Consider the following 15,132-nt stretch of genomic DNA (forward strand, 5'->3'; position numbering starts at 1 on the left):
ACTATATCTTTTCTATTTATACACCTGCTGATTCTTTAAGCTCTGTTATTAGTTTTATCATTTCCTCAAGCATGATCTGTTCTTTTTTCCACTCAACACCGTTTATCTTATTTTTCAGCAGATATAGGTTTGTTTGGATTTCAATAACTAATTCTGACACTGAATAATGAGTAACACTTTTATCAGTTTTCTCCGGCTTGCTATACGGTTCGTCGATATCATCGTCATCATCATCTGTATCGTCAAAATCGTCACAATTAATATCATCTTCACCGTACTCTTCGTAATCTTCATTTTCACCTTCATCTGAAGTATCTTCTTCTAAAGACAGTGTTTCTTTATAATCTTTTATAGTTGTTAAAGATATATCGCCCGCATTATCTTCAACAAACTTCATCTGATTTTCATCATCCATTTCCGAAATTTCCAGTGCTTCATTTAAAGTAATTTCATCATTCTTTACAAGTTCCTTTACCGGTTCAACTGCATTGTTGATAATTTTTTCATAATTACCGACCTGTGTCTTTCCCAGACCAGTATCTCTGGCAATTAATTCCTGTACTCTCCCCGGCATTTTTTCACCGCGTTCTTTTTTTATACGGTAGACTTCCTTAAGGTCTTCTATTGCAGTAAGCATTTCGCCTGGTGTATAAGGCTTCCCGTTTATATTGTTCAAGTGAAGACGTCTCACGGCATCCACATCATCATAGCTTTTTACTTTTGCGGGAATGTATTCATATGTAGAATCACCCTTATTAATGTTATGACAAATTGCCAGATACCGTCTGTGTCCTGCAACTATTTCATACTTATGATCCTCATCGTCGATTTTTCTTAATACCAGATTATGATCTAAGCCGTCTTCAGCAATATCTTCTGCAAGTTCTTCAATATCACCAGTATCCCTGTTTTTTGGTGCAGATCTTATATCTTTGTAATAAATATACTGAATATCATCTTTGTTCTTCTTTTTAGTTTTTACTCCTTCAAATGCTCCTAAAATACTGCTTGCCATATTAATCTGCCTCCCTTACAATTTCATTGGCCAGTTTTTCATAATCCCTGGTTACCGAAGCTCTGCGATATCTTTTGGCCAGTGGCTGCTGCTTCATTCTTGCCCTCTTCACCGCATATCGATGAAATCTTATTTTTGTATCGAACACAAGATCATCCAGATTATCATCGAGTACTTTTACATCATCTGCTGTACTTTTTAGATCATTGACCTGTGTAAATAAGATCTTGTATTTTATGTCATAATCACAGAGTTCTTCAAGTTCATTTATCGTTGTTGACATCCCGTCAAGGGAATCCGGTTCAACCACAGTTGGAATTACTGCCATATCTGTGGCAAATAGAATTTCTGCGGTCAGTTTATTAAAATAAGGTGATGTATCATTAATAATAAAATCATAATCTCTTAAAATCAGATTCATCTGATCTGTTATCACATGATCTGCTATTTCTTCAGATGCCAGAAACTGATTGCCGGGCAGTATATCCATATCATACCGTGTCTTATAGATGCATCTTCTTACATCAGTTCCTCTCATCATATCAATAACTGTTTTCCTGTAATTTCGTTTGGACAGTCCTTTTGTAGTATTGCACTGCGGATCATAATCTACTAACAGCACTTTATAACCTTTTTTAGCAAGTGAGTAGCCAAGGTTTTTTGTAGTTGTTGTTTTCCCGCATCCGCCTTTGCGGTTAACGATTGTTATAATTTTTGCCATTTTTTCTTTCCTCCATTTTGTACCAGTCACTGGTACATTTTTATTTCATTATTTTTTTGATAAGATATACATTCACTGTAGATGCAAACGAAATTATCAGGGCATATGTTGTTATATTTTCAAGATTTGCAGCATTCCCGCTTATTGCATACGCTGCAATAGATACTGCAATCATTGCTGTATCTATAATCAGTGCTGCTGTTAAAATAAACAGAAATATATATGCCGGGAAATTGGAATTAATTATTTTTCTAATGTACTCTCCTGTTTTTTTCACTTTTCTACCTCCATGTATTTTCCTTCAGTTCCAATCCAAAAGTTCTGATCATAAATTCATTGACAGCGTCTTTCACACTATCTATCGCTTTTTCAATCTTTTCTTTAGAAAGCAGATTGAAATTCAGATATCTAAGATCATCAGAACTGCACCCTCTGCTCCTTAGTCTCATATAGTCTAATCTTAGATCCCTTATGTTTTTCCCCTGACAGAAGTAGTACTTAAAATAAAGTTTTAGGATTTCCTCTGAAGTTAGATCATCATTGGCCAGTCGCAGCAGGAAATCTGCACTGATTAATCTTCCTGATTCATTCATTTTCTCACCCCTTTTCCTGTGTCTATATGCCTCTGTTCTGCAGTTTCAGAACAGATAAAAGCCCAATAATCACCGGCTCCTTGTTCTCGGCATTTATAACTGCAGCCAGTCTGTTCCTGATATTCTGCTGATTATATCTAAATACTTTTTTCTCTTTTTTATAGGCTTTTAATCTGCTCACTGAATTTTCAACTGCCTGTATCATATTGTCCGAAATTTGATAATTTTTAAGGTGTGTAAGGTTTCTGATCAGCCATGTAATATTGTCAGAAATCATACTGTTGCTCTTTGAATCAGTCCGTTTCTCTATACGCCTGCAGCTGTATATAAATTCTACAGCATACCAGTGCTGTATCTTTGCCATACACGCATCCCTGAACAGTTTCACGGTTTCTTTATATTTTTCTGTATTCTGGTTGATCGATGCAGTTGGCGAAAGATTGATCTTGTAACTGTTTTTTGTATTTGCTTTCATCGTCTTATAGCTGTTTATGTGATCAAGACTGTACCATATGCTGTCGAATCGCTTCTGAGCCTCTTCCTTATCAAGCACTGCCCCTCTTAAAGCTAATATCTGCTGTATTTTCCAGAGTTCGCTATTAATATCACTGATTGCATCGTTATACATCTGTGTATTAACTGTTCGCACATCGCTGAAACCATAGCTTCTTTTTGCATACTTTAATGTACGTATATTCCGGTATCCGCTGAAAATCTTAGAAAGAGCCGTTGATGCCTTAAAGCAGAGACGAAGTCTGAAATTATTAAAGTTGGCTTTTTTCACTGCTGCATCATCACTGCTGTTATAATTGAAATATCTTGTTTTCTTGGGAGATATCAGAATTTTTTTCTTTACCGGACATCCGTTTTCATCGGTTCTGACTGCCCCCTTTTTGCATCTGCAGACTGCCTCAGGATCATCTTTACTGCATGTTCTGCCGGTGATTTTATTTATAAACATAGTACGGGCATAGACTTCTTCAATTTCCCGTTCACGTATGTAAAGCTCACGTTCAAAAGCAATAACATCAACGTAGTGTCCTTTACCTCTTCTTACAAACTTATAAGCAAACAGCAGTCTTTTATAATGCAGACTTATTTCAAACATGAATTTTTTTATAAACTCATGCTGATCATTTTTTGACAGATCCTTTGGATACATCACCTGTAAATAAACACAGTAGTTTTTACTTCTGGAAACAGTATCTTCATAAGCCACAAGTCTGTTGACTGCAGCTTCAAGATTAGAAGAATTTGAATAGCAGTCTTCTTTTATAAATGTATAAATAAACTTTTTATCTTTGATCGTGGTGTATTTAACGAACTTGCCGTTGTTGTATAGTTTTTCCTGATTTACCATTTTCTCTGCAGTAGGCATGTCTAATCTCCTCGTCTAAATTAACATTAAAGGGACTTTAATGATTTTTATTTTATCTATTTGCCGGTTTTGACTTGAAAACGCGGCCAAAAATTGATAGAATTTTTTTAGAAACAGACAGGGTGACACACTGGGTGGCACACTGGGTGATACACTGGGTGATACACTGGGTGATACACTGGGTGATACACTGGTGGTATCGTCAGGGCTTGCGCGGGGGCATCCTGATAATTCATGTAATCTCTCTCCTTGTGGTGAGTAATTACTGATTATGATCTCGTTAATATTTCACTGCTGCACTTAAGTGACATCTGGGAATATTGATGGATTTTATCTGTTTTGACTTATCACTTTGCCGAGTGGGTAAGATCTAAATAGCCGAGAGGCTATTTTTTCTTTTTGTCAAAATCAATAATGTAATCCATCAGTTCTCCAGGTGACATTTCAAACGCCGTAGAGAGTTTTATTAACGTCTTCATTTTTATATTTTGTGATGCTGTATTTTTAACACCTTGATACCATCTGCTTCTGCATTCATTCTCCTGGTGATACAAGTTATCGAGATAAGCAGAACTGTATCTGAACCTTTCCTGCAGTTCGATCAGTGCAGGTATTAGATTTTTTTGAAAAGACTTCGTAATGTTGTCACAGCTTATTTTTATTGCTTCATCGCGTGTGAACCCTAAGTTATTTTGTAAATTTTTAATTCCCTGACTGATTTTCGATTTAGCCACCATTTTAATCTCACCTCCCTTCAAAACATGTTTAATATAACAAAAAAAGCGACTAACAGAATACAGTTTGTCGCTTCGTATATATTCATTCATAACCTTTCCAAATAATCAGACAGAGTTATTGAAATAAAATTATGGTGCCGGCAACTGGATTTGAACCAGCAACCTATCCATTACGAGTGGATTGCTCTACCGTTAGAGCTATACCGGCATAAGTAACCGCATTCATATTATAACACTTTATTCCTTGTCATAAAATATCTTTTTTTATTTATCTTTTTTTAATGTTATCTATTTGGTAATCATTAAAATAATGATATAATATTCTATCGGAGGGAAAGAACATGTATATTAAAGATGATGAAATAAATAGGATATTTAATGAAAAAAACTGGAAAATTGCTCACAGTTATTATAAAGATAATGTAATCACAAACATGTCCGTTCTAAAACAGGGAAATGAGTACCACATTGATGGTACTGTTGAAATATATGGTCGTAGTAGTACTTGTCATATCGTCGCAGATACTGGAGGAAAAATAAATAATTTTGAATGTGATTGCCCTTATTGCCATAATGATGAATTAGCATGTGGTCATATTGGGGTACTATTATTAAAATTTTATAGTTTAGAAATGTCTGAAATTCCTTTTCAGTTTAATCAAAAAATTGATTACAAAGCAAAAATTGAAGCCTTTGAACGCGTTCGTGAAGAAAAATTAATTCAAACAAAACTCGAAGAATCAAAAAAATTAATTACCGACTACACTAATCAGCAAGATCCTCAACTAACAAATGATTCATTGATTGATTTAATTCCTAATATTAATTATTCATTTAATCGAATCTTGATCAGTTATCGAATTGGTCAAAATAAAACTTACTTAATAAAAAATCTTAAAGAATTCATATATAACTATCGTTATCACAATGTATATACTTACGGTAGTCAGTTAACAACCGATTACAATCGTAAATCATTTAGTTCAGAAGCATTAAAACAAATTGATTTTATTCGGGATAATAGCGAATTTATTGATGATATTGAAAGATATCGTTCTATTGATATTAACAAATATAATATTGATGAATTTTTTGAAACATATCTCACAAATCTTAACATCAATATGTTTTTTACCACTATTGATCTAAATAATTTAACAATCAACATCGAAGATAAAGAAGATTACTTTGAAATATCACTTTTGCCATTAGGCGGCCAATTAATTATTGGTAACCAATATTTATATTATTTAGACAAAAACATTTTAAATCGTTACAGTCTTAAAATGTCTAAAATTACTAAAAAACTGATTTCTAAATTAGATAAAGAAAATCTCATTGTCGCAAAAGAAGATTTTGGTTATTTTGGCAAATATATCATTGATCAAATCTTACCTTATATTGCCATTACAGGAGCTAATATCGACGATTATATGCCTAGTGTGATCACTTTACTTACTTACGTTGATTTGAATAACTTTGGTGATTTAACAATCAATCTTGAGTATCGTGATGATGAAGGTAATATATTATTTGACGGTAAATATATTGACAGTTATGAAACCAAGCTGCCACTCAACGTTGATACAGCACTAGCAATGATTGAAGATTACGCGCAATATGATGAACTAACGAATATGTATTTAATCACCAATAACGATGAAGATATATACTATTTTATAAAAAATATTTTGCCTAAATTAAATAGATATTGTGATGTATTTGTCAGTGAAGACATTAAAAATATTAATAAACCTAAAAACATTTCTTTAAACATTGGTATCCGTTTAAAAAATGATCTATTAGAGATTGATTTAGACAGTATTAATGTTTCAAAAGATGAAATCCGAGATATTTTAGAATCATACCAAAAACACAAAGCCTATCATCGTTTAAAAAATGGTGAATTTGTGAATTTAGAAGATCAAACTTTAAATGAAGCCTATAATTTAATTCAAGATTTAAATCTTGAAAACAAAAATATTCAAGATGGCGCTATCATAGTCGATAAATCCAAAGCATTATTCTTAAACGAATTAATACAAGATAGCGAAACAATTAATTTTAACCGTAACCAACAATTCCAAGAACTCATCAACCATCTAACTAACTGCAATATCAATAATTATCCTGTTCCTGAACCATTCAGTGATATTTTAAGAGATTACCAATGTACTGGTTATAAATGGATCAAAACAATGAGCGATTATGGATTCGGAGGAATTCTTGCTGATGATATGGGATTAGGAAAAACCTTACAAATGATTACTGTATTAGAAGACGCTAAAAAGAATCACAAAGCTAGTATTGTAATAACCCCAGCAACCCTAATATTAAACTGGCAGGATGAAATAAAAAAATTCTCAAACGATCTCAATGTCCTATGTATTAGTGGAACATTATCCGTTCGTAAAAAGATGATTGAACAAATAAACAACTACGATGTTATCATTACATCATATGATTATATAAGAAGGGATTTTGAATTATATAAACCATTTAAATTTGAATATATTGTTCTCGATGAAGCTCAATACATTAAAAACCAAGCAACAAAAAATGCCAGAGCAGTAAAAGAGTTACATGGTACTCATCGTTTTGCACTAACAGGTACCCCAATTGAAAACTCACTTGCAGAGTTATGGTCAATTTTTGATTTTTTGATGCCTAACTATTTATATAATTACAATTATTTTAGAGAACATTTTGAGCGTCCAATCGTTCGCGATGAAGATAAAGATGCTCAAATTCGTTTAAAGAAAATGGTTGAACCATTTATTTTAAGAAGAACAAAACAAGAAGTTTTAGAAGAATTACCTGATAAGATTGAGAATAACATTAAGATTGCTTTTAATAAAGAAGAAGAAAATCTGTATATAGCTAATTTAAGTCAAATTAATAGCGAACTTAAGACAGCATTAGACGTTGAACGAATTGATAAAATTCAAATTCTAGCAATGATGACACGATTACGTCAAATCTGCTGCGATGCTAGAATTCTATATAATGAAATTATTGGTCCTAGTTCAAAAATGAAAGCTTGTCTAGATATAATAAAGAAAGCTAAAGAAAACAATCAAAAAGTTCTATTATTTTCATCATTTACTAGCTCTTTAGATTTATTAGAAAAAGAACTTCGTAAAGAGGATATATCATATTACGTTTTAACCGGGGCAACCAATAAAATCAAACGTCATCAATTAGTTAACGCTTTTCAAAATGACAATACAGATGTTTTCTTAATTTCTTTAAAGGCCGGAGGAACCGGTCTAAATCTAACCGCAGCATCGATTGTTATTCACTTTGACCCATGGTGGAATATGTCGGCTCAAAACCAGGCAACTGACCGTGCTTATCGCATTGGTCAAACCAATAACGTACAAGTTTATAAATTAATCATGAAAAACAGTATTGAAGAAAAAATCCAAGAACTTCAAGCTCAGAAACAAGATTTATCAAATATTTTTATTGAAAATAATGACGGGAGTATTACTAAGATGTCAACAGCTGATATCATATCTTTATTTTCAATCGATCAAGAAGGCTAAAATGCCTTCTTTTTGTTACATCTAATGTAACTATTTTCAACAATCATTCCACCTATATTATTTACCTTTTAATTATGATATTTTAATATCATAAAACAAGAGGGGGAAAGGTAATGATATTTGATGAACTATTGAAAGGTCAATTGTTGACAAATGACTGCAATAACTATTTAATCGCTACAAATACTGGAGAAATAATCGAATCCTGTTATCGATGCCTGCATCGCCGTGAAAAAAAGGCATTAGAGCTCTACAAAAAAGATATCAGTATTATAAATACTAAAATAATTGATAATAATTTTGAAAGAACTCTTTGCATAATCGTTGATTTATAAACAATATTCAAACAATAGTAAATACTGTTTTTATTTTCACAAAAAAGGAAGTGGCCTTCACTTCCCTTTTAACATCTTGAACTACTTGTATTTAATTTGATAAATTTCAATGAGGAGAGGTTTTTTATCAAGTAGTCAATTATATACATAATATCTTTATTTATTATATTTTTTTTGCATCATTACAATTGCCACCATTACTCCAATCAAACCTAGGACATAACCTTGAATTGCAAAATTATCGCCGGTTTTAACACTATTAATTGAAGTGGTTTGGTCTTCTTTTTCCATTGGATCAATTACTTTTTTCCACTTAGTATAAATCGTCACATCTTCTAACAATAGCTTAGCAAAATCAAACTCTTTAGTACACGCTTCATCACTGTACCACCCTGCAAAAGTATACCCATTTTTTATTGGCATATCTGGCCTTGATAAAACTGTACCACTTTCAATCAGCACTTTATTATTATCAACCGAAACCGTTACCAATTTTACCCATTTTGAATAAATTGCAATATCGCCTCTAATTGGCTCATTGAAATCAAATTTATTATTATATTCTGAATCACTATACCATCCCTTAAATACATAACCATCTTTAACAGAAGGAAGAGGCTTAACCGCTGTATTGCCATCAATTACTTTATTATCTATACCATCAATTGTTACTGTATGCATCTTAAGCCATTTTGGATAAATTGTGACATTATCAGTGACAATACTATCAAAATCATATTCTTTAGTACACGCCTCATCACTATACCACCCGCTAAATACATATCCATCTTTAACAGGCGTATCGATTTTATCAAATTTACTACCCAATACCACGTTTTCACTTCGACCATTAATCATGACATTAACATAATCATCAACATATTCATCTTCAATAGACGGTTCTATTTCCCCCATTAAGTTCGGCAATATATAACCTTCTGGATTACCAAGATTACGATAATCATTTCCTAAAGTTGTTAATGTCCCAATTTTTAACATGCTATTTTTATCATGATCTGCTTTAGTATTAAATAATCCTGAATCACCACCATAACGATCTAGTGCATCAAATGAAAACCAGGCATATCGCTCAACAAATTCTAAATCATTTAGTCCTACATTATTATCGAACCCATTAATAACATAATTCAAAAACTTTCTCACTTCAGCTTTATTCGCTTCGTTAGCACCATTATAACCATCCCAATATGGATCCCAATTAGCTACCGCAAATTCTGTAACCCAAATCGGTTTATTAAATTTATTATGTGTTTCATTAATAAAATTTAAAAAACTTTTAGCATTGTCTTTAATTTCTTTATCAGTAACTCCAATATTACCAGGATAATTATGAACAGGTATAAAATCAATATCATCTGTATTAATTCCCTGCCAATACTCATTAAACCATTCAGAATTAGGAGCCTGAATAGCCGTTGCCGGTGCCCCAATTCTCATACCACTATTTGTAAAATAATGTTGATTTGCAATCGCTGTAGCTACTGGAACATTCGATTGATCTACAAAATCCGGTTCATTATAACCCAATACTGTTTTATATCCCGCATTTTTAATTGTTGTTAATTGCTCGTTTGAACCATTATAGGCACCCCAGATCATAGGAACAAAATCTATCTTTTGATTTGGACAAGTACCAGCATACGTTGGTGCCGTTCCCCAATTGTAATACCAAGACAATCCCATATTTTGTGCATCTTGAATTGCACTGTAGCCGTTACCACTATAAAAACCCATACCTTTTTTAGATATGTAAAAATTTCTAGCACTAGTTGAAATCTTAGTATTATTGCTCAATTGAGCTAATATTTTAACTTGATGCTGTGCCACTTTAGTTGTATAAACTTCACAACTAAAAATATCACCTTCATCAATAATTGTTGAATTTTGAAGAACATTATCAAGATATACCTCATAACCAATTACTTCATGACTATCAATACTTAATCTATCCCAGGTTATTGTAATTGGTCCCGCTGGAACTAACTGCCCATTATTAGGATAATTAATCGCTGAAGTTTTCCAATCATTATATGGATTACTTGAAATAGCTCCTACATTATTTAATGTGAGCAATACCGCACTAAATAGTGCGAGTATTGCTACCTTTATAATTTTACTTTTTTTCATAATTCTTCTCCACTAGCTAGTATGATGTCTTTTTAACATCATTAAACCACCCAGTGCAAGGAGAGTAACAATTCCATAACCATAAATCATTTGATCATCGCCTGTTTTAGCACTACTGCTGTCACTTGGTTTTGTTGATTGACCAGGCTCATTTGGTTTTACAATTTGCCCCGGTTCTTCAGTTTTTAATGTTAAACCTTTAATCGCAGTATCTAATGCCTTTACTACTTCATCAACCATACCTTGATCAATAATTGTTAAATTATCAGCAAGACTACTTAACACTTCATAAGCTTCATCAAACAATGCTTTCGATTCTTCTGTATAGTGACCTTTAGTATAATTATCACTTATCAAAACTTTTTCAGCTTCCTTTTTAACTACATCTAATTTACTATAATCGGCACCTTTTAATGTTAAACCATTAATTGCTTCAGTCAATAATTCAATTGCATCATCAACTTTATTCTGTTCTAAAATCGTTAAATCATCAGCAAGATCATTTAATGCTTTATTAGCTTTATCAAATGTCGCTCTTGTTGCCTCTGTGTAATAATCTTTAGTATAGTTATCACTTGCTAAAACTTTTTCAGCTTCAGCCTTGATACTATCAACTTTACTATAATCAGCACCAACTAATACTAAATTATCAATAGCATCATTCAATACATCTTTTGCACTATCAAAATCTTTTTGATATGCATATTTTAAATCAGCATTCAATTGTTTACCAGCATCATCTAACGCTTTCACAAATACCTTCCAGCTATCAACTGTATAATTATTTTCATTTTTATCCTTATTCACATTATATAGATCACTCAATGTTTTTGTATCAATATTATCATCACCTAATGCTTTTATGTTTTCTTCAGTTACTGTTCCAATAAATTTTCCTTTTTGATCAGCAGCTGGCATCTTACCATAAACAGCAGTTCCATCACAATAATTTAATAAGAATTTTCTTGACCAGCCTTCACCTTTAATAGCAAAATCATCTTTATCAGTTCCACTGCTTACACCAGGACCAACATCATTAATAATATGATTAAATTTTTGTAATACTTTATTTTCATCAGCAAATGTTTGTAAACATGCATTTTCAATAATTACACCTTTGCTATTTGGTACTTCAATTGCACTATCCATTTGAATTTGCACTTTTGAAGAATCATAATCTTCACCAGTATAAATAAATACATTATAAATTCCCAATCCAACTGCATAATGCTCCTTAACATCATTAGCTACTTTATAAGCAGCATATCCATTTACTGTTCCATTATGTGACATCCAAGCCTCTTGACTAATAGGATCATAACATTTTTCATTTTGATAAAAATATGTTGCACCATTTTCACCGTTCCATAATGTATCATATTTATTGAAATGCTCATTGAATAATGCATAACATGTTACATTATCACCATTAACAATCAAACCATGATCAGCAGCATTACCACTCCAGCTTACACCATTACCATGGTCAGCACGCCAAATCCAGAAATGATCAGTAATTACATCGTTGCTATTAATTTCTAATGCATTTTTTGCACGTGTTGGATTAGCTGTAGTTCCACCAACTCTAAAGAATAAATCTTGTAGTATAGTTGGATTAGCAGAATGATCTTTATCACTATTAGCAGGTCCAACTTTTAACAAATAATTTGAATCCTTTTCACCAGCATCAAAAATCAAGCCAGCTACTTTAATACCATCTACATCAGCAATTTCCATTGCTGCTTCATCATTATCAGGAATAATTGAAGTCATACCTGTACCTATTAAAATCGTATTTGCTTTATTAACCTTAATTGATTCTTCAGCATGATATGTTCCAGGTGTGAAATAAATATTTTTACCTTTATCTAATTGTTCATTAATTGTTTTAGCCGAATCACTTGGCTTAGCTATATAGAATTCACTTAAAGATAAACTTTTCCCTTTACCCATATCACCATCTTTAGTCCAGCTTGTACCAGATGTATCTTTTTGTAAGTCAGGAACAAAGATCTTATATTCACCATTATCTAAATATAGGAATGGCTTTTCACTAAGTTTCTTTGTTTTTTCAACATTTGTGAATACTTGCTGTTCCCCATTCGCAGCTTCTTTACCCCAATTTGAATATCCATTGCCATTAGCTAAAGCATCACCATCTTTTTCAGTTGGTAAATTAGGAGCATCAACACCTTGGAAGAAATTATTTAAAGTAGTTCCATATCCGCCTCCTGTCAATTTACTATTTCTAGTATAGAATTGTTGTCCACTATATGTTCCAGCTGATAATTGATTTCCTTGATCTTCAAATACACCTTCAAACATACAATCTGCTACGTATCCACCACTAGCCCATCCATAATTCCAGTCATATCCAACCGGACGACTTGAATATACTCTACGAAGCGGTGCAGCTTGAGCTACTGCCCAGTTAAAATATTCTGGTCGGGCAAGATTACAATCGAAGCCAGCCTTTCCTTGTTCATTCCCAGTATTTATAACAGCTAGATTCTCTGCAGAACGCCAGAAATTACAAGTAGCATTATTACCATCTAGATAAGATGGAATTGCGATATTATTTAACTTAACATCCATTGGTATTTTTCCTAAACCATTAAATGATGTATAGAACCCTAAATACATACATGTAGTTTCAGTATAATCACCTGGTTTGAAATAAACTTGGTATTGTTGCCCTTTAAATTGAGCATCTGCTCCTCTATCATTTTGTTGATTGAATAAATCTAATAATATTTTATCAAGTTGTGCTACATCATCTTTGGGTGAGAAGAACAACGTATGTTCTCCAAATATATTCTTTTCTAGAGATACATACTCAGAACGTTCCGAAATTTCAGCATTTGATAAATCATCATCATTATTTTGTCCATTATTTAGAGCAATGATGCGATAATAATTCTCGTATTTATCACCTATAGGTGCAACAGTAACAGAAGTACTATCTCTAGTTACAGTCTCTACGACATTATATTCCCCAAGCATACTATCTGCTCTTAACAATTGATAGTGTGTTGCATTTTCAGCAGCTCCCCAGCTAATTGTGAACTCACCATCTTTTTCAACTAATTTAACATCTGCTGGTGTCGCTGGTTTTGCTCCTGCTCTTGTACTAACTTTCAATTCAGCACTTTCATTTTTCGGATTATTAATATCTGATAAATTTCCATTTCCATTTACATATTCTAATTTAAAACTATATTGCATCCCCGCTTTCAAATCAGTTACTTGATAGCTTTTTTTTCCAGTTACATCAGCAACTTTATCAAACACTACTTCATTTGAAGCTTTTTTAAATAAGGTTACATCAGTATATAAACTATTCGGATTTGTCCAAGTAAGATCAATTGTGGTTTCAGTTCTTGAGCTATCATCTGCTTTTAAATCTGTGACATCAGCAATATCAATAGCATTATGGATAATAAATTTTTCTCGATCAGTTAATTCCCCTTCATAACCACCTTCTAGAACTTCATCATTATTTGCAGTAACCAATTTTCCTGTAGCTGCATCCTTTAATACAAACAATCCATTTCCAATCGGTTCAACTGCGACAGCTTCCCAGCCACCACCCACTTTTTTATATGACCCAATGGTAGGTACAGCGCCATCTACCCACTTAGCTGATGCAATTTGATAACCTGGTTTACTAACCGATTCAAATGAAATTACATTTTTAATCCCATTGTCATTAGTGTGAAAAGTAACTTTAAACTTTTCAGTATCACCTATATTACCAGCATCTCCAGTTACCTTAATTGCAGAAAAGTTTTCATCTGGCTGATCAGCAAATGTTACTAACTTTCCTGTAGCCACATTTTCAATCCAAGCGATATTACTGATAATTCCAGGATTTTTGACAAAATTAAATTTTTCAGCCAAATCTCTATCACTTGTATAGACTAATTTTCCTTTACTATCAATTGAAAGATATTCATTAGTTCTTTTCATACTTTCAATAATACCTTGGTTATCGGCCGTTTTAGTTATTTTATACTTAGCTGTGGTATCTTCATTTCTAGTATCAGCCCATACATATGTTTGCCCAGACTCTGTTCTTAAGTAATAATCTTGCCCATCATTTATACCAGTATACTTAATTGTTACTGAACCATCATTTTCATTAATAAACATAAATTGTGATGAGTTACTTATTTTATTTGTCTTAGCATTATATTCACCATCTGCTTCTGCAGGTGATGTCCAGCTAGCTGTTTTAATATTTAATGCTTTTCCAGTTGTAGTTGAAACAATTGCATAAATTGAATCCTGATCAAAATTCAAGTATTCGTCATTCGCTGCAACATTTACAGGTGCTATCATACCAATTGCCATCGCAAAGGTCAGAATAGCTGCAAAAAAATTCTTGTTTAATCTTTTTATCATTTTCCATTTCCCCTTCTTAATATATTTCGTATATAAGCAATATTTGAATTGTATCAAAGCGGCCTACTTCAATACAATCCATAACAATTAGAATATCAAATACTATAAGCGCTTAATGATTATTTGATATTCAATGCAATGTGCTTAACATTACACCTATAAAATAACATAATTAATAATAAGAAGGAATGAACGCAAGAGGTTATGTAACGGGTTACATTAAATGTAACAAGTTTGCTTATTTTTTTATAAA

At 32.4% G+C, this 15,132-nt stretch carries 10 protein-coding genes and 1 tRNA gene; 2 read left to right on the plus strand and 9 right to left on the minus strand.

Annotated elements, in window-relative coordinates:
• Positions 1-16: 16 nt before the first annotated feature.
• The 7 genes from KTF99_RS09545 to KTF99_RS09575 form a co-directional block, all read right to left on the minus strand.
• On the minus strand, positions 17-1,015 hold the full coding sequence (locus KTF99_RS09545; RefSeq protein WP_009301162.1) for a ParB/RepB/Spo0J family partition protein: 999 nt from the start codon (positions 1,013-1,015) through the stop codon (positions 17-19).
• 1 nt (position 1,016) lies between these two features.
• Complete coding sequence (locus tag KTF99_RS09550) at positions 1,017-1,736, minus strand: ParA family protein (RefSeq protein ID WP_008790981.1); 720 nt, start codon at positions 1,734-1,736, stop codon at positions 1,017-1,019.
• A gap of 40 nt (positions 1,737-1,776) precedes the next feature.
• On the minus strand, positions 1,777-2,013 hold the full coding sequence (locus KTF99_RS09555; protein ID WP_009301163.1) for a hypothetical protein: 237 nt from the start codon (positions 2,011-2,013) through the stop codon (positions 1,777-1,779).
• Positions 2,014-2,017: 4 nt separating this feature from the next.
• On the minus strand, positions 2,018-2,329 hold the full coding sequence (locus KTF99_RS09560) for a hypothetical protein (protein ID WP_009301165.1): 312 nt from the start codon (positions 2,327-2,329) through the stop codon (positions 2,018-2,020).
• Positions 2,330-2,351: 22 nt separating this feature from the next.
• Positions 2,352-3,707, minus strand: a complete 1,356-nt coding sequence (locus tag KTF99_RS09565; protein ID WP_009301167.1) for a hypothetical protein — start codon at positions 3,705-3,707, stop codon at positions 2,352-2,354.
• A gap of 386 nt (positions 3,708-4,093) precedes the next feature.
• Positions 4,094-4,444, minus strand: a complete 351-nt coding sequence (locus tag KTF99_RS09570; protein WP_009301168.1) for a hypothetical protein — start codon at positions 4,442-4,444, stop codon at positions 4,094-4,096.
• A 132-nt stretch (positions 4,445-4,576) separates the two neighbouring features.
• Positions 4,577-4,652 (minus strand) — tRNA-Thr (locus KTF99_RS09575).
• A 133-nt stretch (positions 4,653-4,785) separates the two neighbouring features.
• Between KTF99_RS09575 and KTF99_RS09580 the strand changes: the two genes are divergently transcribed.
• Both KTF99_RS09580 and KTF99_RS09585 read left to right on the plus strand, forming a co-directional pair.
• Positions 4,786-7,992 (plus strand): SNF2-related protein, encoded by a 3,207-nt coding sequence (locus tag KTF99_RS09580; protein WP_029481034.1) that lies wholly within the window; start codon positions 4,786-4,788, stop codon positions 7,990-7,992.
• A 113-nt stretch (positions 7,993-8,105) separates the two neighbouring features.
• Positions 8,106-8,327: a hypothetical protein gene (locus KTF99_RS09585; protein WP_003537221.1), complete on the plus strand. Its 222-nt coding sequence runs from the start codon at positions 8,106-8,108 to the stop codon at positions 8,325-8,327.
• A gap of 156 nt (positions 8,328-8,483) precedes the next feature.
• Here the strand turns inward: KTF99_RS09585 and KTF99_RS09590 are convergent, their stop codons facing one another.
• Both KTF99_RS09590 and KTF99_RS09595 read right to left on the minus strand, forming a co-directional pair.
• Positions 8,484-10,475, minus strand: coding sequence for a glycosyl hydrolase (locus tag KTF99_RS09590; RefSeq protein ID WP_029481035.1), 1,992 nt, complete (start codon positions 10,473-10,475; stop codon positions 8,484-8,486).
• A gap of 12 nt (positions 10,476-10,487) precedes the next feature.
• Entirely contained in the window at positions 10,488-14,879 is a 4,392-nt protein-coding gene (locus tag KTF99_RS09595; RefSeq protein WP_029481037.1) for a fibronectin type III domain-containing protein, read from the minus strand.
• Between the last annotated feature and the right edge of the window lie 253 nt (positions 14,880-15,132).

The sequence above is a fragment of the Erysipelatoclostridium sp. MSK.7.34 genome (assembly GCF_019041935.1).
Lineage (GTDB): Bacteria > Bacillota_I > Bacilli_A > Erysipelotrichales > Coprobacillaceae > Thomasclavelia > Thomasclavelia ramosa.